Below are 24,927 nucleotides of genomic sequence, written 5' to 3'. Positions count from 1 at the left end.
TCACTATATTTTTGGGAAGACGAATATAGCGAAAAAAAGTATGCTGATATTTTATCTCCAGGGATAATAAAATATCAGCATTGTTATAGCAACAGAAAATGTAAGCACGCTTTAACCACGAGGTATCTACGCTTCATCTACGAAGCATCCCCGGATCAGATATGGGTTACGCCACCGCTTACGGCAAACTTCATGGCTTCGCCGGCAGAAACGTTGGTCAGCGGTTTAACCCGCTCTTTTGGTACCATAAACACCTTACCGGTAATGGCATACGCATGGGGAACGTATACTGCCATGTATCCTTCGAGGCCCAGGTTGCTGACATCCGTCTGTGTAATAAATCCCATCTCCCACACATCCACCCCGTATACCTGCACCAGCACCGGGTGATCGAATTTTTTCTTTTCACCTACAAACGCATCAAAAACATCCTTAATAGAGGTGTAAATATATTTGATAAAAGGCGTGCGCTCCAGCAGGTGGTCAAACAAATCAAAGATCCGCCCGATAATAAAGGAGGAGCTGAGGTAACCTACCCCGATGATCAGCAGCAGCACCAATGCAAACCCTACTCCTTTGTACCTCAGAAAACCAAAAGAAGCGCCTTCCGGAATCAGCTCTTTCGGAATAAGATTATCAATAGTAATAAAGGCCCAGTACAAGGTAAGCGCAGTAATACCAATGGGCGCCAGAATGAGCAATCCCTGAAAGAAGTAACGCAGCAATCGTGATGCAAATACTTTTAATCTAAGCTTTGGCGACATGGTTTGTGATTAGGGCTGCAAATTAGACAATAAAGCGCAAAGCAGGAAGCAGGGACGGTTAATTGAATGTTGCCACATGTAAAAAAATAGTACTGGAAACTTTGGAAGTTTGGAAAGTTTCCATAGTTTTGTCCAGCATAACAACAGGGTTAATGCGATAAAATCTATGGAAGTACAGGAACGCATTATGGACACGGCTTTTGGCCTTTTTCGTCAATTTGGTACCCGCTCCATCACGATGGATGACATCGCTGTGAGAATGGGGATTTCGAAGAAAACGCTTTACGCCCATTTCACCGATAAGGACGATATGGTTTGCCAAACCATCGGCCGGTTCATAAATATCGTTACCGAAGACTGTATCGAAGACCGGAAAAAATCGAAAGACGCCATTGACGAGTTATTCCTCGTAATGGACATGCTGGACCGCCGCCTGCGCAATATGAACCCTGTCATTATCCTGGACCTGCAGAAATTTCACTCGAAAGCCTACCAGCTGTTCCTCGATTACCGGAACAACACCCTGGCCACCATGATCCGTGAAAATATGGAAAGAGGCATCAGTGAAAAAGTATACCGGCCAGATATCGACATTAAAATACTGACCCAATACAGGATATACGCCTGTATGATCTGTTTTCAACCGGAAGTGTTCCCTGGCGCCAATGATATGAACAAAGTGCAGAAAGTGTTGCTGGAGAATTTTTTATATGGGGTGGCTTCTGTAAAAGGATACCGGCTTATTGAAGAATATAAACAACTATCGCAAAATAAATAACACTATGCTATCAATCAAAAGGCTCACCAGTATGGCTTTTATGGTGTGGCTGCTGTCCCTGGCGACCATCGCCGGCGCCCAGCAGCAGGTTACGCCTGAACCCATCCGTTTGTCTGCCAAAGAAGCGGTAGACTACGCACTGGCTAATCAGAGCACCGTTAAAACCGCCAAACTGGACGAACTCATCCAGCTGGCCAAGAACAAGGAGGTTAGCGGCCTGGCACTGCCCAATGTCGCTGGTACCGGCTCTTACCAGTACAACCCGATCACCCAGAAACAGATGTTTAACATGAGGAACTTTGGATTGCCAAAAGATTCCTTTACAGCAGTTTCCTTCCAGCTACCGCATAACCTGGTTGGGGAAGTGAAACTTACACAGGTACTCTTCGATCCCAGCGTACTCGTAGCTTTACAGGCACGTAAAACACTGGAAGACCTGGTATCACAGGGCGTGGAAAAGGCGGAAATAGACGTGAAATCCACCGTGTACAAAGCCTATTACAATGTACTGTCTGCCAACAAAGCATTGACCATCCTTTCCGAAAACATCCGTTCCCTGGAAAAGATCCTCAACGAAACCAAAGAGATCTACAAAAACGGTCTTGCGGAAAAACTGGACGTAGACCGCCTGGTAGTGCAATATACCAACCTGCAAACGGAGCAAACCAAACTCCGTAACCTGATTGAACTGGGTACTGCTTCACTGAAATACCAGATGGGCATGCCACTGAAACAGGCTATAACGTTAACGGATACACTTTCTACAGAAAGGATTGCAGCAGATGTGCTGGATATGGATAAATTCGACTACTCACAGCGGATTGAATACCAGTTGCTGCAAACGCAAAAGAAAGCAAATGAATATGATCTGAAAAGATATAAGCTGAAAGGTCTACCCTCCCTGCAACTATTCGGTTCTACCGGCGCATTAAGGGGAAGTGATAAATTTGATTACCTCCAGAACCAGATGTGGTACGGTTATGTAAACACAGGACTGAACCTCTCTGTTCCCATCTTTAGTGGTATGCAGCGCAAACGGCAGGTAGACCAGGCGTGGCTGGCAGTAAAGAAAAGTGAAGTGGCCATCGAAAATGCGAAGCTGGGCATCGACCTGGAAAGAGAGCAATCCTATTCTACTTTCCGCAACAACGTACTCACGCTGGAAGCACAGGAGAAAAACATGGAACTGGCACAGGACGTATATAACACCACCCAGATCAAATACAGGGAGGGCGTAGGTTCCAGCCTGGAAATGACCACTGCTGAAAACGATTTGCTCACTGCACAGAATAATTATTTCACTGCATTGTTTAACGCTATTGTTGCTAAAGTTGACCTGCTGAAATCGTATGGCAAACTATAAGCTCCATTATTTCAATCACTATTTACTACTAACTATATGATCAAAAAATATTCTTTCCTGATCCCTTTTGTCACCCTGATGCTCGCATCCTGCGGTGGTGGTGGAAATAAAGCTGAACAGCTGGAGAAGCTGAAACAGGAGAAAGTAAAATATAACGAAGACATCGACAAAAAAATAGCAGCGCTGGAAAAGGAAGCAGGTGTGAAAGATACGACGCAGCAGAAAATGAAAGATGTTACCGTAACTGCTATTACTGATACCATATTTGAACATTATATAGATGTGCAGGGAAGTGTGGACGCCCGCGAAAACGTAAACGTTTCCGCCCGCGTACCGGGAGTAATTACCAACATTTTTGTAAGAGAAGGACAGGCAGTAAAACAGGGACAAACACTGGCCCAGGTAGATGACCAGGTGCTGAGAGCCAACATGGCCGAACTCCGTACCCAGATGGACCTGGCTAATACCCTGTTTGAAAAACAGAAAAACCTGTGGTCACAGAAAATAGGTTCTGAAGTACAATATCTCAACGCCAAAAACCAGAAGGAAAGCCTGGAAAGGAAGATGGCCACCCTGCAGGATCAGCAGTCGCAAACCCGCATCATTGCACCTATCAGCGGTACCGTAGATGCAGTAATCGCCAAGGTGGGAGACAATGCAGCCCCGGGCGCACCAGCCTTCCGCGTGGTAAACGCCAACAACCTGAAGGTAACTGCCAACGTAGCGGAAGCTTACGCCGGTTTGCTGAAATCAGGAGATGCAGTGATCTTATCTTTCCCTGATATTAACCGCGAAATACGCAGCACTATCGGGTTTGCTTCCAGGACCATTGATCCGCTGAGCCGTACCATCAAAATTGAAGTGCCGCTGAAACCGGATGCCGGTCTGCGTCCTAACATGATCGCCCGCATCAGGATCGTGGATTATGTCGCTAAAAACGCAGTGGTAGTTCCGGTAAGCGTGATCCAGTATACCTCCGGAAAACCTTATGTAATGGTAGCGAAGAATGCCAACGGTAAAATGGTGGCGCAGCGCAAAACAATAGATATGGGCCGCACATACAATGACAAGGCTGAAATAAAGAGTGGTTTGACAACAGGTGATAAAGTTATCACCACCGGTTTTCAGGGGTTGAACGATAACGACCTGATTAAATTATAAAGCTGATTCAAACAGCTAAAACCAAGTGTATGCAAGACAATCTCCATAAAGAATTTAAGCCTACCAGCTGGTCCATTGATAATAAGGTAAGCGTATACGTGGCTACCATTATCATTGCATTGGCAGGTATACTTTCCTATATTAACCTGCCAAAGGAACAGTTTCCCGAGGTAGTGTTCCCGCAGTTCTATATCAACACCGTCAATGCCGGTACTTCCCCGGAAGATATGGAAACAACGGTGACCAAACCGATAGAAAAACAACTGAACGGCATCTCTGGTGTAAAGAAGATCAAGAGTACTTCCATGCAGGATTTCTCTGCGATCACCATTGAGTTCAATGCCAATGAAGATATTGAAGCTGCGCGTCAGCAGGTGCGGGAAAAAGTAGACGATGCAAAGAAAGATCTGCCGAAGGACCTGACCCAGGAACCGCAGATTGTGAAGATAGATGTGTCGCAGATTCCTATCATGAACGTAAACCTTTCCGGCGACTTTGACCTGCAAACACTGAAAAAGTATGCGGATGATATGAAAGACCGGATTGAGGCGCTGAATGAAATTACCCGCGTAGACCTGGTAGGTGAACTGGAACGCGAAATCCAGATCAATTTGGACAAATACAAAATGGATGCGGCCAGGATCAGCTTTGAAGATATTATCGGCGCCATCCAGGGGGAAAACAAGACCATCTCCGGTGGTCTTGTTGCGATGGATGGTCAGAAACGTAGCCTGAGCATAAAGGGAGAATATAAGGATCCGGGAAAAATAGGTAACATCATTGTACGCGGCCAGTCTGGTGCAACAGTATACCTGAAAGATATTGCCAACGTGGTAGATGGTTTCCTGGAACAGGAAAGCTATGCGCGGCTTGGCGGAAAGAACGTAATCACGCTCAACGTTATTAAGCAAAGTGGTAAAAACCTGATCGATGCATCCGATAAGATCCAGGCGATTACAAAGGACATGAAGGAAAACTACTTCCCTAAAAACCTGGAAGTAACTATCACGGCAGACCAGTCGAAATCTACCCGCGTAACCCTGCACGACCTGATCAACACCATTATTATCGGCTTCCTGCTGGTAACTGTTATCCTCATGTTTTTCATGGGAGCGGTTAACGCGATCTTCGTGGCATTATCGGTACCTATTTCCATGTTCATCGCGTTTTTACTGATGCCGATGTACGGGTTTACGTTAAACATGATGGTGCTGTTCTCCTTCCTGCTGGCATTGGGTATTGTAGTGGATGATGCCATTGTGGTGATAGAAAACGTACACCGTATTTATAACCAGCGAAAGGACCTGGGTATTGTGAAAGCAGCTAAAATAGCTGCGGGAGAAGTGTTCCTGCCGGTGTTTTCCGGTACCCTTACGGTGTTAGCGCCGTTTGTGCCGCTGCTGTTCTGGCCTGGTGTGATCGGCAAGTTCATGTTCTATCTGCCGGTTACGCTGATCACAACACTCGGCGCATCGCTGGTGGTGGCCTATATCATTAACCCGGTGTTTGCGGTGGATTTCATGGACAGGCACGAAGGTGAAAACCATCCGAAGCCTAAGTTTGATAAGAAATTTACGATCCTCTCAGGTGTGTTTGCCTTGCTGGCGCTTGTAGGTTATGCCAATGGCAGCATAGGGGTGGGCAATTTTGTGGTATTCCTTTACCTGTTGATCGTATTGGAACGTTTCTGGTTAGGTGGCGTGGCTCGCCGCTTCCAGCATGGATTCTGGCCGAAAGTACAGGACCGTTACAAACGCATATTGCAGTGGTGTTTGCTGGGATGGCGCCCGGTATGGATCGTGGTGGCTACGTTTGGGTTACTGATCTTCAGTATTATGCTAACGGCTATACGAAATCCGAAAGTGGTGTTCTTCCCGCAGGCAGATCCCAACTTCATCTATACTTACATAGAATTACCCAATGGTACCGACCAGAAGTATACCGATTCTATCACTAACCTGGTGGAAAAGCGTATCACTAAAGTAGTGGGTGAAAAGAACCCGATAGTGGAATCTATTATTTCCAATGTGGCCAAAGGCGCCGGCGATCCTTCGCAGATGGATCTCAGCACGCAGCCGCAGAAGGGTAAGGTAACGGTCGCCTTTGTGGAATTTGGTGCGAGGGATGGGCAGTCGACCGTACAATATCTCGATAAAATCCGTAATGCCGTTAAAGGTATCCCGGGAACCAATATCACGGTAGAGCAGGAGCAGGGTGGTCCGCCAACCGGTAAGCCTATCAATATTGAAATCAGCGGCGATAATTTTGATGAGCTGACCAGCAGTTCGTTCAGACTTAAACGTTATCTCGATTCCCTGCAGATTGCGGGTGTAGAGGAACTGAAGAGCGATTTCGAGGACAATAAGCCGGAGATAGTAGTAGATATAGACCGGGAGCGGGCGAATGCGGAAGGTATTTCTACCGGCCAGATCGGTGGAGCTCTTCGTACAGCGCTATTCGGAGCTGAAGCCTCCAAGATCCGTGATGCAAAAGATGAGTATAAGATTATGGTAAGATTAAATGAGGATCAGCGGAACAATATTAATAACCTGATGAACCTCAACCTGGTATACCGCGACATGAATATGGGCGGAGCAATACGCCAGGTGCCGTTATCGGCGGTAGCGGATATTCATTATTCCAACACTTTTGCAGGTATTAAGCGTATAGACCAGAAACGTGTAATTACGCTGTATTCCAACATCTTAACAGGTGCGAATGCGAATGAAGTGGTACAGCATATTGAATCATCGCTGAAGGACTTTACCCATCCGAACTCCGTGACTATTAAAATGACCGGTGAGCAGGAAGACCAGCAGGAAACCATGAACTTCCTGATGATGGCGATGCTGGGAGCATTTGGGTTGATCCTGATGATTATGGTGACCCAGTTCAACTCTATCGGCCGCCCGATGATCATCTTTATGGAGATCCTGTTTAGTATCATTGGTGTGTTCCTGGGCTTCTCCATCTTTAAAATGGATATTTCCATTGTAATGACGGGTGTGGGTATTATGGCCCTGGCAGGTATTGTGGTGCGTAATGGTATCGTACTGGTAGAGTTTACTGACCTGTTGATCCAGCAGAAGATGCCGGTATATGAAGCGGTGGTGGAAGCGGGTCGTACCCGTATGACGCCGGTAATATTAACCGCAATTGCTGCTATTTTGGGTCTGATTCCGCTGGCAGTGGGCTTTAACATCGACTTTGCCGCGCTGTTCAGTGAGTTCAAACCGCATATATTCTTTGGTGGGGATAACGTGGCCTTCTGGGGGCCGCTGGCCTGGACAATGGTATACGGGTTGATTTTCGCGACTTTCCTGACCCTCGTACTGGTGCCGGTGATGTACGCCATGAACAAGCGTTCCATTGATGTGCTGGACCGGTTCAATATGCCACGGTGGCTGAAGTACGTGCCTTTCCTGGTGCTGATTATCAAAGCGGTGTTCATGAAGCGGGATGAAGTGAGGAAGCTGCATGATCCAAAGTACCTGTCGCCCAAGCCATATGACTTTTTCCCGGAGCCGGAAGCTACTGAAGAGCCGGTGCTGGGGAAGAAGAAAGTGGATGGTATCTCCGTTAATTAAGTTTTTTTTCAATACAGTGTAACAGTTGTAGGTTAACAGTCTCCGTCCCGATTCTTCGGGACGGATTTTTTTTGTATATTACAGCCGGAACGACTTTTTTTCTTTCATTAACAAATTTTAACATTTGGAATGAGTGGCATTTGAAAAGCCTTTATTACTTTTGACCCCTCAGACAGTTGTTGACACGTTACTAGCCATATACAGCCTTAGCCTTATATGCCATATGATAAAATAAGAGATAATATAAATAAAGACGCCTGTTTTGAACAGTTCAGTTAGGCCATTAGCCTGTAATAATCAGTAAGTAGAGAAATAAGATAATCAGCACAGCTTTCTTGACAATAGCAGCACCGCCATTAAAAGATAACTAAGGCGCAGACAAGATTGGAAGACCATGGAGTATGTAGCATCATTAGCATTTGCTAAAGAGAAGGACCAACAGGATACCTTAAATAAATTCAGAGCACAGTTTTATTTTCCACAACGTAACGGGAAGGATGCTATTTATTTATGTGGCAACTCACTGGGATTACAGCCAAAGAATGTGAAAGCGGCGATAGAGCAGGAGTTGGCGGATTGGCAACAATGTGCAGTAGAGGGGTATTGGGCGGCTAAGAATCCATGGTTATATTATCAGCAGTATTGCAGTAAGCCTTTAACAGCGATATTGGGTGCGAGTCAGCAGGAGTTGACGGTGATGAATACGCTGACGGTGAATCTGCATTTAATGATGCTTAGTTTTTACCGGCCAAACAAACAGCGGTTTAAAGTGTTAATGGAAGCAGGGGCTTTTCCGAGCGACCAGTACGCAGTTGAAACCCAGGTAAAGTTCCATGGTTACGATCCGGAAAGTGCAATCATAGAAGTTTCCCCGCGACCCGGAGAACATTTGATAAGATTAGAAGATATTTTAGAGATTATTAACACAGAAAGTGATAGCTTAGCATTGGTTTTGTTTGGAGGTATAAATTATTATACCGGACAGTTTTTTGATATACCCGCTATAACGGCAGCTGCGCATAAGGCCGGCGCTTATGCAGGTTTCGACCTGGCACACGTAGCAGGAAATATACCGGTAGAATTGCACAATTGGGAAGTAGATTTTGCCGTTTGGTGCTCATATAAGTACCTGAATGGTGGACCCGGCGCAGTAGGAGGCGCATTTGTACATGAGAAACACGCCAGCGACCGTAATTTTCTTAGACTGGGCGGCTGGTGGGGCAATGAAGAGAGTGCACGTTTTAAAATGGAAAAAGGGTTTGTGCCTAAAAAAGAAGCTGAAGGATGGCAACAGAGCACCGCTCAGGTGTTTAACATGGTTAGCCTGAAAGCATCCCTGGAATTATTTGAAGCGGCCGGTATCGGCGCTTTACGTAGCAAAAGTGAAGGAATGACCAATTATCTTGAATTTCTTTTGCAACAGTTAAAAGGCATAAATTTCCAGATTATAACACCGAAAAATTGTAATGAACGTGGCGCTCAGTTATCTTTGTTGTTCCTAGACAAAGGTAAAGAGATACATCAACGGATGACCGATGCCGGTATAATCGTTGACTGGAGAGAGCCCGGAGTTATCAGGGTATCACCGGCACCCTTATATAACTCCTATCAGGACGTATTTCATTTTTATGAAATCATAGCTAATATTGCTTCAAACGCTTAATTAAGTAAGATGACTTTTGAGAGAAACGAACGCCCCCGCAGGCCTTATTCTTCTGATACCAACAAAGAGAATGATCCCAATAAGGAGAAAGGCGATGACAAACCCAATTTAAATAACGAGCGGGAAGGCGGCAAACCCGACTACAACAGTGGTGGCTCAGAAGGGCGCACTGGTTACAATCGAGAAGGCGGATATCGTCCGCGCACAGACTACAATCGTGATGGCGGCACAGGTGGCGGCTACAACCGTGAAGGCGGTAGTGGTGGTTACAACCGTGATGGCGGTAGTGGTGGCTACAACCGAGATGGTGGTGGCGGCAATTACAACCGTGATGGCGCAGGTGGCGGCTACAACGGTGGTGGTGGATACGATCGCGGCGGAAGCGGCGGTGGTGGCTACAACCGCGGTGGTGGTGGTTACAGCGGCGGCAGTGGCGGCGGTGGATACGATCGCGGCGGCGGTGGCGGAGGCTACAACCGTGGTGGTGGTGGCTACGGCGGCGGCAGTGGCGGTGGTGGATACGATCGCGGCGGAAGCGGCGGTGGTGGATACGACCGTGGCGGCAGTGGCGGCGGTGGTTATAATCGCGGCGGTGGCGGCGGTGGATACGATCGCGGCGGAAGCGGCGGTGGTGGATACGATCGTGGCGGCGGCGGTGGTGGTTACAATCGCGGCGGTGGCGGCGGTGGTTACGATCGTGGCGGTGGCGGCGGTGGTTACAATCGCGGCGGTGGCGGCGGTGGATACGATCGCGGCGGCGGTGGCGGTGGATACAATCGCGGCGGTGGCGGCGGTGGTGGATACCGTGGCGGCGGCGCTCCAAGACAAGGTGGAAGACCTCAGCGCTTCGAACCAAAACCAGATAACAAAATATACTTTATCGCACTGCTGCCAACTGCAGAAGTAGGTAAAGAAATTATAAAGATCAAACAGGAATTTGCAGAACAATACGGTCCTATGTACGCACTGAAAGTGCTGCCGCATATTACCCTGCAGGTACCTTTCACTGCTGATCCGGCATTGGAAAAAGCTTTCTGTGATGAACTGACGGAATTTGCCAAAACTCAGGCTCCTTTCGAAGTTTCCCTGAAAGGCTTCGGTACTTTCCCGAATAAACAGAACCGTGTACTGTTCATCAACGTGGAAAAAAGTGAAACCATGTCTGCTATGCACCGTCAGCTGATCAACTTCCTGCGTAAGGAATTTGGATTCAGCACTATGCTGGCACGTACAGGATTTACGCCTCACGTTACCGTGGCTTTTAAAGACCTGGAAGATGATCAGTTCAACAAAGCATGGCCTGAATATGAAAACAAGGACTACGAGGCTACTTTTAAAGTAAACAACCTCTACTTCCTCCGTCACAACGGTAAATCATGGGAAGTGCTGCAGAAATGCAAATTAGGTGGCGCCTGATAAATGCACCATCTTTAAAATAATAAAAGGCCCCCGCACCTGCAGGGGCCTTTTCATTTTAAACACAGACAGTATAACAGTGTAGGTTAAACGAAGTTCATATCATTACTGCTTCACTATCTTACCGGAACCCTTTACCTCCGCCACTACCTTCGCTTCACCGGTATAAAAAATGTTTCCGCTGCCATAGATCCTGGCATCCAGGTTCTTCCTTACATACACGCGATGCTCACCGGAACCACGGATGGTAATACTGGCATGCTGCACTTCCAGGTTCATGGCGGCGATATTGCCGCTGCCGTTAATATCGCTGTTTAGTGAGCCCGCAAATCCACGCATGTTAATATTGCCCGAGCCGTTGATAGTTGTGTTAAGCGTAGCGGCATCCAGTATAAGCGCGGCATTGGCGCTGCCATTGAGTTCATACTTAAATAAGGAAGTATGTATGGTATCCTGATTATCTAAGGATCCCGAACCATCGAACTTTATTCGTTGAAAGAGAGGATTGTGTACATATATTTTCATAGGCTGATGATGCCGGATGTTAACCTGGTTTTTTACCCGGATAAATAAGGTATTGCTGCGCATTCCCGTTTCTATCACACCCATAATATTATCTTCTGCTTTTATTTCCACCTTCGCGTTGTTTTCCTGTAACAGGTGTACCTCAAATGGTCCTGATATTTCCACATCCGTGAAATGACCTGTGGTACGGACTTCCGTTACTACGTTGCCAGAGCCGGAAATGTTTTCTTTGGTACAGCCGGATAAGATAATACTAAAGATGGCAATCATCAGCAGCAACCATCCAATACTCAAACTTGTATACGTTATAATAAACTGCTTTTTCATAAACATCATTTTAAAAAAGGGGTACTTTAAGAAATGACGTTTAGAGAAAGGCTTACCCCTATGAGGGGAGAAAAGATAATATTTTCCAGGAGAGGGTATAAATGAAAGAAGCCGGCCGTACAGACGTACGGAACCGGCTTTTTGATTAACCCCTATGAAAACAAACTATTGCTCTTGTTTAATGTGCTAATTTAATTTCTCCTAAATCAGTGGATTTTCCATCATCCACTTTAACATCTGTAACAGTTGCAGGCTTATATGGCGCTTTCGCTCCTATTATAACGGTATATGCACCAGCTTTCGCATTCTGAAAATTAAATGCGCCATCCGTAACAGGCGATGTCAACGTATCTGTTCCCTGAATGGCCCAGGCTTCGGTAGCTCCTTCAGCCGGTGTTACTTTGCCTGCTATGGTTCCACCATCAACGCCCCTAAATGCGAAGGCTCCAAACGCTACAGCTGCAAGTGCTAACATGCTTACTTTTATCTTCTTCATAGCTTACAATTTTAAACGGTTTAACAATAAAGGTTACATGGTAAGTAAAGGTGTTAGCATTTTTTACTACTGTTTTAAGATGTAAAAGAACTTGTTGTTATAGCCCGATTTTGCAATTACGATGCCATAATATTTTGAAGTGATACCATTTAACATATCTTTTGGAAGACATTAACAAAAACAATGGCCGGTATATTTAAAAAGAAAAGGCCGCCACATTCGCTGTGGCGGCCTTTTTAAGGTGCTTATATCTGTAACTTATCTTCTGTTTAATTTGCTCATGAGGCGCAGTATTTCCAGGTATAACCATACCAGGGTTACCATCAAACCAAACGAAGCATACCACTCAAAATATTTGGGTGCACCCTGCAGCGCGCCTTGTTCAATCATATCAAAATCCATGATCAGGTTCAGGGCTGCAATAGCTACCACCACCAGGGAAAATATGATACCGAAAGTACCACTGCTGTGAATCAGCGGCATTTCAATGTTAAACATGCGCAGTACAATGGCAATCAGGTAAAAGATACCGATACCCAGCGTAGCAGTCATCACGATGGATTTAAAACGCTCAGTTGCCCGGATCACCCCTGTGCGATAGAGGATCAACATGGCAATGAAAGTACCAAAGGTTAAACCTACTGATTGCATTACAATGCCCGGCCATTTGGCCTCAAACATAGCGGAAATAGCTCCGAGAAATAAACCTTCTGCTATAGCATATGCGGGGGCGAGGTAAGCCGACCATTCTTTTTTGAAGATAATTACCAGTGCCAGTATAAATCCACCGATGGCGCCACCAAAGGCCAACGGCATTACCATGCCGCTATTCCTGTAAAATTCTCCCCATGAAAAAATCGCTGCCGCCATTAACATCAGGAGCATAAAAGACATTTTGTTAACGGTGCCACGGATGGTCATGGTCTCCCCTGCGATGTGAGGCGCTTTATCAAATATACTTTGCTTCAGTACAGGGTTGTTCGATTCAAAGAGTGCCATAAAGTATAGTTTAATTTTATGGGTTAAAAATACGATTTGATTTGATATCAGCCGTAGTTATACTGCTGAAAACGCGCAAAATTAGCATTTCTATAACCATAACTTCCCGTTATCAGCCATAACTATAAGTAATGGGAATGCTTTATTCAGGTAAGAATAGTCTACTAAAGTTGTGTACTTTTGTGATCGGATCGGGAATAATATTGCAGGGCAGTGGGTTCCTACCTCCCGATTACCTAAATTTACATCTTTAAAAAGAATATCTTAAAAGAATAAATAGATGCCTAATACTTCGATTCAACAGCTGGAGGATGTAGTGATAAAATTTGCGGGCGACAGTGGAGACGGGATGCAGTTAACAGGTACCCAGTTTTCAAACAACACCGCATTATTCGGTAATGACCTGAGCACATTCCCGGATTTTCCGGCTGAAATCCGTGCCCCAATAGGTACGTTACCCGGCGTGAGCGGTTTCCAGCTACACTTTTCTTCTAACAGAATATTCACCCCAGGCGATGCCTGCGATGTGCTGGTAGTGATGAACGCGGCAGCATTGAAGGCCAACCTGAAAGGACTTAAAAAAGGCGGCATTATCCTCGCCAATACAGATGGTTTTGATGCTAAGAACCTTCGCCTGGCCAACTACCCGGAAGGCGTAAACCCGCTGGAAGATGGCTCCCTGGCGCCATACCAGCTGCATACCATGGATGTAACCAAAATGACGCGCGAAGCGCTGAAGGATACTACCCTGGGTATGAAAGAGAAAGACCGCGCAAAAAATATGTTTGTACTGGGATTCCTGTACTGGCTGTACGACCGTAATATGGAAAATACAGAAGTGTTCCTGAAAGAGAAATTCGGCAAAAAACCGGAAATCCTGGACAGTAACCTGAAAGTACTGCATGCCGGCTACAACTTTGCCGATACCGTAGAAGCCTTTACCACCCGCTATCGCGTGGAAAAGGCCCGGATGGAACCAGGTACCTACCGCAGCATCACCGGTAACACAGCCCTGGCTTACGGCCTGGTGGCAGCCTCACAGAAGGCAAACCTGCCCCTGTTCCTCGGTACCTACCCGATCACACCAGCTTCCGATATCCTGCATGAACTGAGCCGCTTCAAGAATTTTGGTATCCGTACTTTCCAGGCGGAAGACGAAATTGCCGGTATCACCTCCGCCATCGGTGCGTCCTATGGCGGTCATATGGGCGTAACCACTACTTCCGGCCCCGGTATGGCACTGAAAGGTGAAGCCATGGGACTGGCAGTAATGCTGGAAATACCTTTGATAATCGTTGATATTCAACGCGGTGGCCCCTCTACCGGGCTGCCTACCAAAACGGAACAGTCCGACCTGTTACAGGCCTATTATGGCCGTAACGGAGAGTGCCCGATGCCAATAGTTTCTGCATCCACTCCGGCAGATTGTTTTGACGCGGTATTTGAAGCGTTCCGTATCTCTGTAAAACATATGACGCCGGTTATTTTCCTCAGTGATGGCTACATCGCCAATGGTTCTGAACCCTGGCGCTTCCCTAAAGCCGCTGACCTGCCCGCCATTGAAGTAAAATTCAAGAAAGGCCTGGAAGAAGGAGAGGAACAATTCCTGCCATACCACCGTGATGAAAACCTGGTACGCCCCTGGGCAGTACCCGGCACGCCTGGCCTGGAACACCGGATTGGTGGCCTGGAAAAACAGAACATCACCGGTAACGTAAGCTACGATCCGGAAAATCACCAGCTAATGGTGAAGATCCGCCAGGAAAAAGTAGATAAGATCGCAGATCATATTCCATTACAGCAAATAGAACTTGGTCCGGAGAAAGGCAAGGTCCTCGTATTGGGCTGGGGCTCCACCTATGGCGCCATTAAAAGTGCCGTGCTGGACCTGCTGGCAGAAGGACACGAAGTAGCGCATGCACATATCCGCTATATCCGTCCTTTCCCTAAAAACCTGGGCGAAATACTGCACAGCTATGATAAAGTGCTGATTCCTGAAATCAATAACGGCCAGCTGATCAAAATTATCCGTGATCAATTCCTTATTGACGCACAAGGCTATCATAAAATTATGGGCGTACCTATTACCAAAGGTGAACTGATTACCAAAATCAGGGAAATGCTGGCATAAACTACGGCTACATATAATTTTAAAGTACACAATAAAAAATCCTGTCCGTCGTGACAGGATTTTTTGTATTTTCCTTGATGGGGGGAACACTTACAGCTACTACTCCCCCCGGAATATATTGTTAGTTTAAGTCAACTATTATGAATAGTCTTTTTAGGATTTTGTTTATCACCTTCACAGTAGCTGTATTGTTTTTGCAGGTAAATGCGCAAACCAATACTTTCGAAGTGCGTATTGCCAATCACGCAGTAGGGACTATTGAGGCTAACCGCAAGCTCACCGGAAGCGCTAAAAGCATCATTATAAAAACACGGATCCAGATCATGCTGTCGAAGATCAACAGCGACATCGCAAATGAATACAATAACAATGTACTCACCAATGCAAAGGTTTCACGTGTATCCGGTAAATCAGGAGAAGATAAACAAACGATTATCCGTCGTAACGGTAAAGAATATACGATCATAGTGAACGGAGAAAAATCCGTCATAGATACGGAAATAGAGGAGTGTGTTGCTGATCTTTATTTTATTGAACCCCGGCAGTTGAACCGTGTATTTTCTGAAACGCTGGGCCGCTTCCTGCCCGTGAAACCCCTGGGTGGAGGTGTGTATGAGCTGATACTACCGGAAGGGAAAAAGAACATATTCAAATATGAAAACGGGATCTTAAAACAGGTAGAGGTAAATCATGCACTGGGCAAAGCCTTGTTTGTAAAAATAAGCTAACAGCGGGGATGTGATTATCCTGATAGCCTACCAGGACAATCACATCTATCATAAAGATCACAATACCTGTTCAATGATCTGCCCGCTCACTTTATCTTTCAGGATCAGTTTTTTAGCCCCGAAATGTGTCATTTCTTCTTTTACGAGGTAATACTGATCATTATATTCTGTTAAGGTTTTTGCTTTGGTAACTCCTTCCTGTCCGCGCCAGATTTCCAGTTGCACCGGTTCCCACTGTTTGGTGGCAGCGCTTTTATAGGCCGCATCAAGGATAGCATTTACCACATAGCCGTCGTAAAACGTTTCATTGGCTTCCTTACCGGCTTCCATGGCATCAAACATATTGGTGAACATGTGATTATAGCCCAGTTCATTCAGTTCATCGCCTACGGGAAACAGCCAGCCGGAATTGCTTTCGGCTTTCTCTGCTACGTAATCGGCGCCTTTGCCGGTGGTAAACATATCAAAGCCGGTACGCAGGAAGCTGTTGAGCCAGATGGTTCCTTCCGTGCCCATTACTTCATCGCGCAGATCGAGGCCGCCGCGGAAAGTCCAGCTTACTTCAAACTGGCCGATAGCGCCGTTCTCATATTTAACGAGGCCAATAGCATGGTCTTCCGCATCAATCGGTTTTACCTGCGTATCTGCCCAGCACATCACTTCTACCGGCTTAATATCCTTCCCGATAAAGTTGCGGCCAATTTCCACGCAGTGGCAGCCCAGGTCCAGGATGCAGCCGCCGCCGGCCTGTTCTTTATCCCAGAACCATTCGCTGTGGGGACCAGGATGCGTTTCCCTGGACTTGGCCCAGAGGATCCTTCCCAGCGCACCCTCTTTCACGCTTTGCAGCGCTTTCAGGAATTTGGGAGTGTACACCAGGTCTTCCAGGTAACCATGGAAGATGCCCGCTTTTTCTACCGCTTCCAGCATGCGCTTCGCTTCCGCTGCATTACGTCCCAGCGGTTTGGTGCAGATCACTGCTTTTTTGTGCTTGCAACAAAGGTTGACTGCCGTTTCATGCAGGTTATTGGGAAGAGATACACAAACTACGTCTACTTCCGGACGGGCAATGGCAGCTTCCATTTCCGTGGTCTGAAAAGCAACATCGTAATCTGTGGCGAACTTTTGCGCGCTTTCTTCCCGGCGGGAATACACACTTACAATTTTATCACGGCTACGCTGTCCCTGCAGGGAGTCGGCATAGAACCGCGCAATAAAACCTGAACCAAGCATTGCTATTTTTGCCATAATAATCGTTTTGCCGATGATTAATGTTTAACAACCGTATTCTTATTACTATCTCTGAAAAACAACATAAACAATACTAATACTACTGCGGCAATACCCGCGGGGATCAGCCAGATGGTATGCCAGTTGTGGCTGTTGGTGCCTGTTTTATATGCGTCTACAATAGGGCCGGAGATGATAAAACCAATTAACATTCCTACGCCATAGGTAGCCAGTGTTACAAAGCCCTGTGCGGAGCTTTTGAATTCCTCACCTGCAATTTTATCAGTATAGATCTGCCCGGTTACAAAGAAGAAATCGTAACAGATACCGTGTAAGATGATACCTACGATCAGCATCCAGTAGTTGGCGTCAATGTCGCCGAAGGAGAACAATGCGTAGCGTACCACCCAGGCGAGCATACCTAATGCCAGCATTTTCTTTACGCCTAACCTGGCGAAGAACAGCGGCATTACCAGCATGAACAGGAATTCCGACATCTGACCCATGGATTGCTTGCCGGCGGCAGCGTTCATGCCTATTTCGTTCAGGAATGGATTGGTGAAATTATAATAAAATGCCAGCGGAATACAGATGGCAATAGAGGCGAGGAAGAACAGCAGGTAAGAGCGGTTTTTCAGCATCCGGATGGCATCCAGGCCGAGGATTTCTTTTACAGAGATCTGTGTGCCTTTTTTTGCCGGCGGGGTTTTAGGCAGCGTGAAGCTGAACAATCCCAACAGGAGGGAGGCGCCTGCGGCCATTTTAAAGGTAAGGTCGAGCGAATTGGTTTTTTCCCACTGCAGCCACCCGATGAGTAAGCCCGCGATGATCCAGCCCACGGTGCCGAATACACGAATAAAAGAAAACTCTTTACTGGGATCACTCATCTGCCGGAAGGAGATGGAATTAACCAACGCCAGGGTGGGCATGTAAAGGATCATATAAATGAGCAACACCGGGTAGAAGCTGTCGTAGCTGGTCATGCCCGAGCATGTCCATAACAGCGCCGCGCCGGCGAGGTGTATCACCCCAAGGATGACTTGTGCAGAAATAAACCGGTCGGCAATAATACCCACAATAAAAGGCGCTATTACTGCACCGATGGACTGCGTAAGAAAGGCATAGCCTACCTGGGTATCGGTGGCGCCCTGCAGATTTTTTAATACGAATGTGCCCAATGTCACAAACCATGCGCCCCAGATAAAAAATTCCAGGAACATCATAAATGATAGTTGTACCCTAACAGCTGATCTCATAGCGACTAATGCTTTATTAATTGAATCTTGATGAACCGCTTAAGATAATAAAATTTCATAATTGCGGCTTGAAATTATTGATGGATAACAGAAACTTCTGCGGTTCACAAAGTACTGTTCCTGATCTTTTTACCGGGCATTACCGTAATGCCGGAGCCGGCGGCGAGTAAAGCACTTGTGGGTGTTTGTTGCAGCATGTTTTCAAACGCGGCGCCGTATAATAGCCGGGTACTGCAATGATAATCAAATCCGGTGACCGGGTGAATGTCCCATTGCGGATGCGTTACCTGGTATTCACCGGTGATTTGGTGATCAAGGCGGGTATAGCCCCAGTAATGGTCTGTAATAAATTGTTCTTCACTGCCGGCAATGATCGGCTGACGCGCTTGCATGGCGGTAGCCGACAAATGATTCCATTCGTTTTTCACTTTCCAGCGGTAAGCTACTTTCAGGGTGGCCTCATCGGGATTTTCCCAGGAGTGGGTCATGATATGGGTGGCATACTTCTCCCCGTACAGGGTGTTGGCCACAAAGGTGATGAGTGCTTTGGGTACCAGTTCCTTTATAAACACAACTCCACGTTTCCATTCACCGGCCTGTTTGTATCGTACGTAAAAGCGGAGGTTTACCTCTTCAAAAGTGCGGTGACCGGGAAAAGAAAATCCTTTCACCCGCGTATCCTGGAAGAGAAAGCCAATGAGGCTTATGTAGGTGGTATTATTCCAGGTGTCCAGTTCTGTATGAGCCGGTACATACGCCTTGAGTACGGCGGGATCTGCTTCAAAGTTGATCATCAGCAGGTTTCTCCAGTCGGCGGTGAGGAATGGACGCATATCAGCTGGCCTTTACAAGTTTTGCATAATATTTACAGGCGGGCCTTAGTCCGCATTCGCCGCACTTCGGGCTCCGGGCTACGCAGATATAGCGGCCATGCAAAATGAGCCAGTGATGGGCGATGTGTACTTTTTCTTTCGGAATATTTTTCAGCAGCTGCAGTTCAGTTTGCAGCGGTGTTTTGGCGTTGGTGGTGAGTCCTATCCTGGCAGACACCCTGAATACGTGGGTATCTACGGCCATGTTGGGTTGCTGGTGTACTACGGAGGTGATTACATTGGCTGTTTTACGGCCTACGCCGGGCAGTTTTATCAGTTCCGGTACGGTAGCGGGTATTTCGCCGTTAAAGTCTTCCACCACCATTTGTGCCATCCCGATAAGGTGTTTGGTTTTATTATTGGGATAGCTGATGCTCCGGATGAGGGGAAACAGGTCGTCGAAGGTGGCTGTGCTGAGGGCATATACGTCCGGGTACTGCGCAAAGATAGCAGGGGTGGTCATGTTCACCCTTTTATCGGTGCATTGTGCAGACAGGATAACGGCTACCAGCAGTTGGTATGGATTGTCGTAGATGAGTTCCGTTTCGGCATTGGGAGCATGTTCCTCAAAGTATTTGAGAACAAATGCATAACGCTCTTTTTGAGTCATGCCATAAAGATAGGAAAAATGAAAAAAGTATGGTCGCTGTTACTGTTCTTCCGCTTTTTGTTTATTGGCGGCGTAGTCGAAAATCAACTGGAGGGTGGCTACTCTTGGCGCATAACGTACGGTGTTCAGGGCTGCTTTGGTGTTGTCAAAGCTGGCTTGCTCTTCCCGGGTTAAAGAAAGATCCTCCTGGTGATGTTTTATATCGCTTTTGGTAACAAGACACAGGGTTGAAAGTACAGAAAGTGTAAAATTACTCATGCATTATTATTTTAATACTAATAATAGGTTCTCTTTTATAACGGATTTTGCTCGGAATCTATTGTTAATTTAAGATAAATTTTTAAGATGCACAAGGGGAAAGGAGGCGGAGTTATTGGGCGGGTGCAGGGGTGATAATGAACAGGTCTTCATTATCTTTTTTCATATAGTATTTTTCGCGGGCAAATTTTTCCAGTTTTTCGGGGCTGGAAAGCAGTTCCTGTTGTTCTTCGCGGGTTTGTTTGATTTGCTGGATAAAGAATTCCTTCTGGTTTTCGAGTTTGTTTACCTCTGCCTGGAACTGGTATTGGTACATGAGGTTGGTTTTGTCCAGGAAGGCGATCCATATTACAAAGGCAGCAAAAGCTATGAAGAATTTATTCTTCAGGACCTTTGGCACTTTTATAAATTTTAATCCGGACATACAGCAATTTACAAATCATTTTTGGATTTCAGATATCCGGCGGTGATGTTGCCGGATACCCGAGATCCAAAAGTTTTTCCCGAAGGATTATTTTTTCACACTGATAGAGTTGGTAGGATAGATCGCTACTTCGCCCAGTGCTTCTTCAATACGGAGTAACTGGTTGTATTTCGCCATACGGTCGGTACGGGAAGCGGAACCGGTTTTGATCTGACCGCAGTTCAGTGCTACAGCGAGATCAGCGATGGTAGTATCTTCTGTTTCGCCGGAACGGTGGCTCATGATGGAAGTGTAACCGGCTTTGTGCGCCATGTTCACGGCATCGATGGTTTCTGTTACGGTACCGATCTGGTTTACTTTTACGAGGATGCTGTTGGCGATACCTTTATCGATACCTTCTTTCAGGCGGAGTACGTTGGTTACGAACAAGTCGTCGCCTACCAGCTGTACGCGGTTGCCTACTGATTCGGTCAGCTTTTTCCAGCCATCCCAGTCATCTTCTGCCATCCCATCTTCGATGGAAACGATCGGATATTTATTTACCCATTCCGTCCAGTAAGCTACCATTTCGTCCCTGCTGATTACTTTCTGGGAGCTTTTGTAGAATTTGTAGCTCTTGGTAGCGTCGTCATACATTTCGCTGCTGGCGGCATCCAGGGCAATAGCTACCTGGGTACCTGGTTCGTAGCCGGCTGCTTTGATGGCTTCCAGTACAGTTTCGATAGCTTCTTCATTGCTCTGGATTTCAGGAGCAAAGCCGCCTTCGTCACCTACATTGGTGCTGTATCCTTTCTTTTTCAGTACGGATTTCAGGTGGTGGAAAATTTCCACGCCCCAGCGCAGGCCTTCAGAGAAAGAAGGAGCACCTACTGGTACGATCATGAATTCCTGGAAGTCGATTTTATTATCCGCATGCGCACCACCATTGATGATGTTCATTAAAGGAATTGGGAGAGTGAAAGCGTTTACACCGCCGAGGTAGCGGTACAGTGGCTGGTTGCTTTCTTCAGCAGCAGCTTTGGCTACGGCCATGCTCACTGCCAGGGTAGCGTTAGCGCCCAGTTTAGCTTTATTAGGAGTACCATCTAATTGAATCAGCATCTTATCAATACCGGCCTGGTCCGTTACTTCCCAGCCAATCAGTTCTTCAGCGATGATATCGTTTACATTACTTACGGCCTGCAGTACGCCTTTGCCCATGTAAACAGCCTTATCATTATCACGCAGTTCTACTGCTTCGTGTTTACCGGTAGAAGCACCGGATGGAACTGCTGCGCGGCCAAAATGTCCGTCTTCTGTGGTTACATCAACCTCAATTGTAGGATTACCACGGCTGTCGAGGATCTGCCTGGCATGGATTTCTGAAATGATACTCATAATTCGAAAAGTTATTATTGTTAGCTATTTATTTAGCATCTGGCGTTAGCTGCGGCTGTTAGTCCCTTCACCACTCCCGGGTTGCTAAAGGCTACAGTTAGTTGCCGGAGGCTTTTGTCAGTTCCCGGAAAATTGTTTCCAGGCTCTGTGAATTGCTCTGCAAAGAAAGTATGTTCCTGTTATTAATCAAAGCAAATTGTAAGAGGTTTTTTCGCACTTCATCTACCTGGCTGGTAAATAACTGCCAGCTATGGTCTTCCCGGGCCACCACACGGCTTATGCCGGTGATTGCCAGTAATTCGGCTTCGCTTACCGGCTCCGCAAAGGTAACCTGTAAATAACCATTCCCGGTGTTGTTTTGCTGGATTAACGATAATTTATCGTCGGCGATGATTTTTCCTTTGTTAATGATGATTACCCGGTCGCAAAGCGCCTCTACTTCCTGCATAATATGCGTGGAAAGGATCACCGTTTTATTGGCCCCCAGTTCCCTGATCAACCGCCGGATATCCGCCAGCTGATTGGGGTCCAGCCCGGTAGTGGGCTCGTCCAGGATCAGTACTTCCGGATCATGCAGCAGGGCCTGTGCCAGTCCAACCCGTTGTTTATAACCGTTAGACAATGCGCCGATCTTTTTGTGCCGCTCCGGTTGAAGCCCCGTTAGCTCAATTACGGATGTAATCCGCTGTGCGCCTGCCTTTCCCAATTGATGGATGCCCGCCACAAATTCCAGGAACTCCCGGATATACATATCATAATACAGGGGATTGGACTCGGGCAGATATCCTACCCTTTTCCGTACCTCCAGCGATTGCGACACAATATCAAACCCGCATACACTGGCCTTACCGCTGGTAGGCGGTAAGAAACCGGTGATCATCTTCATGGTAGTGGATTTCCCCGCGCCGTTTGGCCCCAGGAAACCAGTGATCTCTCCCTTTTTTAGCTCGAAGGAAATAGCATCCACCGCCCGTTGTTCGCCGTATACTTTACTGAGTTCTGATACCTGGATAGACATGTATGCTTGCACGTTTTGCGGGAACTAAAGTACTTAAAAAAAGCGGATTTTGTCTTTACTCAGGATTACGCTGATTATACTGATTACCTTGATTTTATTTTTTTTGTAGATGGATAACGGATATAATTAAAAGTTAAAAATTAAAAACAAAATCAAGGTAATCAGTATAATCAGCGTAATCCTGAGTAAAGACAAAATCCGCATAAATCCGCTTTTCCCTACATTTGCATATTATGAAGAGAGTCATCGGTCTACTTTGTTTGCTTCCGCAACTATTACAGGCGCAATCCATCCCGGTAAAGGACTATCCGCAAGGCTATTTCAGGAATCCATTAAATATTCCGATCATACTGGCCGGTAACTTTGGGGAGCTGCGGCCCAACCACTTCCATTCGGGGATGGATATTAAAACCCAGCAAAAGGAAAATCTGCCGGTACACGCAGCTGCAGATGGCTATGTAAGCCGCATCGGGGTATCACATACCGGTTTCGGCAACGTGCTTTATATTACTCACCCTAATGGCTATACGACAGTATATGCGCATCTCAACGCCTTTTTTCCTGCCCTGCAGCAATATGTGAAAAAGCAGCAATACCAGGCGGAAAGCTGGGCCAGCGACCTTGCCATTCCTGCCGGCATGTTCCCCGTAAAAAAGGGCGACTTTGTGGCCTGGAGCGGTAATACAGGCGGATCTGCAGGCCCGCACCTGCACTTTGAAATCAGGAATACAACAACAGAAAAACCACTGAACCCCTTGCTCTTTGGTTTCGATATTGCAGATACCAAAGCCCCGGATGTATACCGCCTGGCGATATACGACCGGGAGAAAAGTATTTACGAGCAAAAGCCACTCATAATACCAGTGAAGAAAGTGGGCGGCGAATATGTAACCACCCAGCCGGTTGTTAAAATTAATGCAGCGCAGGCGGGCATAGGCCTAAGCGCCATCGACCGGATGAATACCGGTAATATCTATGGCATTTATGAAGTGACCCTGTTCCAGAATAATGAACCGGATATCGATTTCCAGCTGGATAACATCGGGTATGAGGAAACCCGTTACCTGAACGCCCACATCGATTATAAAACAAAGAAAGGCGGCGGACCCTACTACCAGCTGGTGTTTTCCCTGCCCGGAAATAAACTGGATATTTACCACGACCTGAAAGGTGATGGTACCATTCACCTGTCGGACGGCGCTGTACATAATGTAAAGCTGCTGGTAAAGGATGCCTACGGCAATACTTCTACGGTGAAACTGGCCCTGCAGCAGTCAGGTACAGACGATGCACAGAAAGCATGCGCCAACACCATGTACCCCGATTCACGTAATATCTTTGAAAATAACCAGGTGGAATTTTACCTGGATGAAACAGCGCTCTACGACCAGGTATGTTTCAATTACCTGGAAACAGCGTCTGTAAGCACCAAAGCATATTCCAATGTATACCACCTGCACAATGCGCTGGTGCCTGTGCACGACTTCTTTGATGTACGTCTTCGCGCCACCCGTAATGTTCCGGAAAATCTGCAATCGAAAATAGTGATGGTGAGAGAAGGACAGGGTAGCAGCACTTCCGCCACCACCCTGGAAAACGGCTGGTATAAAGGCACTTTCCGCGACTTCGGCAACTTCCACCTGGAAGTAGATACCGTGGCGCCAAAGGTAACCCCGCTGGGCGTGAAGCCGGGCGCTGTTCTTTCAAAAGCCGCTAAAATATCTTTTGCTATGAATGATGCCAGCGGTATTAAAAGCTACCGTGCAGAACTGGATGGCAAATGGTTGTTGTTGTCGCGGAGAGGTAACGTACTTACCTATACGTTTGATGAACATTGTGAGCCGGGATCGCATATCCTGGTACTGAAGGTAACCGATGTAGCCGGAAATGAAGGTAGCTACAGATTATCATTCAAACGTTAAGATATCATTTCAAACAGCTAAA

General features: G+C 46.7%; 21 protein-coding genes. 9 read left to right on the top strand and 12 right to left on the bottom strand.

Going from position 1 to position 24,927, the window contains the following annotated elements:
• Positions 1–155: 155 nt before the first annotated feature.
• Positions 156–764 (bottom strand): DUF502 domain-containing protein, encoded by a 609-nt coding sequence (locus ACLHR0_RS05315; protein WP_429042338.1) that lies wholly within the window; start codon positions 762–764, stop codon positions 156–158.
• 166 nt (positions 765–930) lie between these two features.
• Here ACLHR0_RS05315 and ACLHR0_RS05310 point away from each other — a divergent pair, with 166 nt between their 5' ends.
• The 6 genes from ACLHR0_RS05310 to ACLHR0_RS05285 all read left to right on the top strand — a co-directional run bounded on the left by ACLHR0_RS05310 (position 931) and on the right by ACLHR0_RS05285 (position 10,732).
• The gene (locus ACLHR0_RS05310) at positions 931–1,542 is read left to right on the top strand and encodes a TetR/AcrR family transcriptional regulator (RefSeq protein ID WP_370908488.1); all 612 of its coding nucleotides are present in this window, start codon (positions 931–933) and stop codon (positions 1,540–1,542) included.
• A 4-nt stretch (positions 1,543–1,546) separates the two neighbouring features.
• Positions 1,547–2,905, top strand: coding sequence for a TolC family protein (locus tag ACLHR0_RS05305; RefSeq protein ID WP_436485181.1), 1,359 nt, complete (start codon positions 1,547–1,549; stop codon positions 2,903–2,905).
• Positions 2,906–2,941: 36 nt separating this feature from the next.
• Positions 2,942–4,066: an efflux RND transporter periplasmic adaptor subunit gene (locus tag ACLHR0_RS05300; RefSeq protein ID WP_436485180.1), complete on the top strand. Its 1,125-nt coding sequence runs from the start codon at positions 2,942–2,944 to the stop codon at positions 4,064–4,066.
• Between the two features lie 29 nt (positions 4,067–4,095).
• Positions 4,096–7,653, top strand: coding sequence for an efflux RND transporter permease subunit (locus ACLHR0_RS05295; RefSeq protein WP_436485178.1), 3,558 nt, complete (start codon positions 4,096–4,098; stop codon positions 7,651–7,653).
• 394 nt (positions 7,654–8,047) lie between these two features.
• Positions 8,048–9,316, top strand: a complete 1,269-nt coding sequence (gene kynU, locus ACLHR0_RS05290; RefSeq protein ID WP_370908484.1) for a kynureninase — start codon at positions 8,048–8,050, stop codon at positions 9,314–9,316.
• A gap of 9 nt (positions 9,317–9,325) precedes the next feature.
• Positions 9,326–10,732: a 2'-5' RNA ligase family protein gene (locus ACLHR0_RS05285; RefSeq protein ID WP_429042326.1), complete on the top strand. Its 1,407-nt coding sequence runs from the start codon at positions 9,326–9,328 to the stop codon at positions 10,730–10,732.
• A gap of 105 nt (positions 10,733–10,837) precedes the next feature.
• Here ACLHR0_RS05285 and ACLHR0_RS05280 read toward each other — a convergent pair whose 3' ends face one another.
• The 3 genes from ACLHR0_RS05280 to ACLHR0_RS05270 all read right to left on the bottom strand — a co-directional run bounded on the left by ACLHR0_RS05280 (position 10,838) and on the right by ACLHR0_RS05270 (position 13,079).
• Positions 10,838–11,584 carry a head GIN domain-containing protein gene (locus tag ACLHR0_RS05280; protein WP_429042324.1) on the bottom strand — a complete coding sequence of 249 codons (747 nt, stop codon included), beginning with the start codon at positions 11,582–11,584 and terminating at the stop codon, positions 10,838–10,840.
• A 178-nt stretch (positions 11,585–11,762) separates the two neighbouring features.
• The gene (locus tag ACLHR0_RS05275; protein ID WP_436485175.1) at positions 11,763–12,080 is read right to left on the bottom strand and encodes a carboxypeptidase-like regulatory domain-containing protein; all 318 of its coding nucleotides are present in this window, start codon (positions 12,078–12,080) and stop codon (positions 11,763–11,765) included.
• 258 nt (positions 12,081–12,338) lie between these two features.
• On the bottom strand, positions 12,339–13,079 hold the full coding sequence (locus ACLHR0_RS05270; RefSeq protein WP_429042320.1) for a Bax inhibitor-1/YccA family protein: 741 nt from the start codon (positions 13,077–13,079) through the stop codon (positions 12,339–12,341).
• Positions 13,080–13,359: 280 nt separating this feature from the next.
• Here ACLHR0_RS05270 and ACLHR0_RS05265 point away from each other — a divergent pair, with 280 nt between their 5' ends.
• A complete protein-coding gene (locus ACLHR0_RS05265; protein WP_370908479.1) occupies positions 13,360–15,210 on the top strand; it encodes a 2-oxoacid:acceptor oxidoreductase subunit alpha in 1,851 nt (616 codons plus the stop codon).
• A gap of 140 nt (positions 15,211–15,350) precedes the next feature.
• Complete coding sequence (locus ACLHR0_RS05260; RefSeq protein WP_429042317.1) at positions 15,351–15,938, top strand: DUF6134 family protein; 588 nt, start codon at positions 15,351–15,353, stop codon at positions 15,936–15,938.
• Positions 15,939–15,995: 57 nt separating this feature from the next.
• Here the strand turns inward: ACLHR0_RS05260 and ACLHR0_RS05255 are convergent, their stop codons facing one another.
• From ACLHR0_RS05255 to gldA, 8 genes are all read right to left on the bottom strand, one after another.
• A complete protein-coding gene (locus tag ACLHR0_RS05255) occupies positions 15,996–17,186 on the bottom strand; it encodes a Gfo/Idh/MocA family protein (protein ID WP_429062575.1) in 1,191 nt (396 codons plus the stop codon).
• Positions 17,187–17,206: 20 nt separating this feature from the next.
• A complete protein-coding gene (locus tag ACLHR0_RS05250; RefSeq protein ID WP_436485172.1) occupies positions 17,207–18,424 on the bottom strand; it encodes a nucleoside permease in 1,218 nt (405 codons plus the stop codon).
• A 104-nt stretch (positions 18,425–18,528) separates the two neighbouring features.
• Positions 18,529–19,257 (bottom strand): YqjF family protein, encoded by a 729-nt coding sequence (locus ACLHR0_RS05245; RefSeq protein ID WP_436485170.1) that lies wholly within the window; start codon positions 19,255–19,257, stop codon positions 18,529–18,531.
• A 1-nt stretch (position 19,258) separates the two neighbouring features.
• On the bottom strand, positions 19,259–19,906 hold the full coding sequence (nth, locus tag ACLHR0_RS05240; protein ID WP_429042311.1) for an endonuclease III: 648 nt from the start codon (positions 19,904–19,906) through the stop codon (positions 19,259–19,261).
• A 39-nt stretch (positions 19,907–19,945) separates the two neighbouring features.
• Positions 19,946–20,164, bottom strand: a complete 219-nt coding sequence (locus ACLHR0_RS05235; RefSeq protein WP_429042309.1) for a hypothetical protein — start codon at positions 20,162–20,164, stop codon at positions 19,946–19,948.
• A 112-nt stretch (positions 20,165–20,276) separates the two neighbouring features.
• Complete coding sequence (locus ACLHR0_RS05230) at positions 20,277–20,588, bottom strand: FtsB family cell division protein (protein ID WP_436485167.1); 312 nt, start codon at positions 20,586–20,588, stop codon at positions 20,277–20,279.
• Positions 20,589–20,675: 87 nt separating this feature from the next.
• A complete protein-coding gene (gene eno / locus ACLHR0_RS05225) occupies positions 20,676–21,965 on the bottom strand; it encodes a phosphopyruvate hydratase (protein WP_436485165.1) in 1,290 nt (429 codons plus the stop codon).
• A 97-nt stretch (positions 21,966–22,062) separates the two neighbouring features.
• A complete protein-coding gene (gene gldA, locus ACLHR0_RS05220) occupies positions 22,063–22,983 on the bottom strand; it encodes a gliding motility-associated ABC transporter ATP-binding subunit GldA (RefSeq protein WP_429042302.1) in 921 nt (306 codons plus the stop codon).
• 233 nt (positions 22,984–23,216) lie between these two features.
• On the opposite strand from gldA, the gene ACLHR0_RS05215 reads away from it, so the two are divergent.
• The gene (locus ACLHR0_RS05215; protein ID WP_436485163.1) at positions 23,217–24,905 is read left to right on the top strand and encodes a M23 family metallopeptidase; all 1,689 of its coding nucleotides are present in this window, start codon (positions 23,217–23,219) and stop codon (positions 24,903–24,905) included.
• Positions 24,906–24,927 lie beyond the last annotated feature (22 nt).

This window comes from Chitinophaga sp. ARDCPP14 (assembly GCF_051362515.1).
In the GTDB taxonomy this organism is placed as follows: Bacteria; Bacteroidota; Bacteroidia; order Chitinophagales; family Chitinophagaceae; genus Chitinophaga.
The sequence above is the reverse complement of the archived record's forward strand: the minus strand, read 5'-3'. Positions and strand labels throughout refer to the sequence as shown.

What these genes read in the sequence shown, in the direction of transcription:
- ACLHR0_RS05315 (WP_429042338.1), bottom strand. Translation starts at nt 764, where the DNA reads ATGTCGCCAAAGCTTAGATTAAAAGTATTTGCATCACGATTGCTGCGT.
- ACLHR0_RS05310 (WP_370908488.1), top strand. Translation starts at nt 931, where the DNA reads ATGGAAGTACAGGAACGCATTATGGACACGGCTTTTGGCCTTTTTCGT.
- ACLHR0_RS05305 (WP_436485181.1), top strand. Translation starts at nt 1,547, where the DNA reads ATGCTATCAATCAAAAGGCTCACCAGTATGGCTTTTATGGTGTGGCTG.
- ACLHR0_RS05300 (WP_436485180.1), top strand. Translation starts at nt 2,942, where the DNA reads ATGATCAAAAAATATTCTTTCCTGATCCCTTTTGTCACCCTGATGCTC.
- ACLHR0_RS05295 (WP_436485178.1), top strand. Translation starts at nt 4,096, where the DNA reads ATGCAAGACAATCTCCATAAAGAATTTAAGCCTACCAGCTGGTCCATT.
- kynU (WP_370908484.1), top strand. Translation starts at nt 8,048, where the DNA reads ATGGAGTATGTAGCATCATTAGCATTTGCTAAAGAGAAGGACCAACAG.
- ACLHR0_RS05285 (WP_429042326.1), top strand. Translation starts at nt 9,326, where the DNA reads ATGACTTTTGAGAGAAACGAACGCCCCCGCAGGCCTTATTCTTCTGAT.
- ACLHR0_RS05280 (WP_429042324.1), bottom strand. Translation starts at nt 11,584, where the DNA reads ATGAAAAAGCAGTTTATTATAACGTATACAAGTTTGAGTATTGGATGG.
- ACLHR0_RS05275 (WP_436485175.1), bottom strand. Translation starts at nt 12,080, where the DNA reads ATGAAGAAGATAAAAGTAAGCATGTTAGCACTTGCAGCTGTAGCGTTT.
- ACLHR0_RS05270 (WP_429042320.1), bottom strand. Translation starts at nt 13,079, where the DNA reads ATGGCACTCTTTGAATCGAACAACCCTGTACTGAAGCAAAGTATATTT.
- ACLHR0_RS05265 (WP_370908479.1), top strand. Translation starts at nt 13,360, where the DNA reads ATGCCTAATACTTCGATTCAACAGCTGGAGGATGTAGTGATAAAATTT.
- ACLHR0_RS05260 (WP_429042317.1), top strand. Translation starts at nt 15,351, where the DNA reads ATGAATAGTCTTTTTAGGATTTTGTTTATCACCTTCACAGTAGCTGTA.
- ACLHR0_RS05255 (WP_429062575.1), bottom strand. Translation starts at nt 17,186, where the DNA reads ATGGCAAAAATAGCAATGCTTGGTTCAGGTTTTATTGCGCGGTTCTAT.
- ACLHR0_RS05250 (WP_436485172.1), bottom strand. Translation starts at nt 18,424, where the DNA reads ATGAGATCAGCTGTTAGGGTACAACTATCATTTATGATGTTCCTGGAA.
- ACLHR0_RS05245 (WP_436485170.1), bottom strand. Translation starts at nt 19,257, where the DNA reads ATGCGTCCATTCCTCACCGCCGACTGGAGAAACCTGCTGATGATCAAC.
- nth (WP_429042311.1), bottom strand. Translation starts at nt 19,906, where the DNA reads ATGACTCAAAAAGAGCGTTATGCATTTGTTCTCAAATACTTTGAGGAA.
- ACLHR0_RS05235 (WP_429042309.1), bottom strand. Translation starts at nt 20,164, where the DNA reads ATGAGTAATTTTACACTTTCTGTACTTTCAACCCTGTGTCTTGTTACC.
- ACLHR0_RS05230 (WP_436485167.1), bottom strand. Translation starts at nt 20,588, where the DNA reads ATGTCCGGATTAAAATTTATAAAAGTGCCAAAGGTCCTGAAGAATAAA.
- eno (WP_436485165.1), bottom strand. Translation starts at nt 21,965, where the DNA reads ATGAGTATCATTTCAGAAATCCATGCCAGGCAGATCCTCGACAGCCGT.
- gldA (WP_429042302.1), bottom strand. Translation starts at nt 22,983, where the DNA reads ATGTCTATCCAGGTATCAGAACTCAGTAAAGTATACGGCGAACAACGG.
- ACLHR0_RS05215 (WP_436485163.1), top strand. Translation starts at nt 23,217, where the DNA reads ATGAAGAGAGTCATCGGTCTACTTTGTTTGCTTCCGCAACTATTACAG.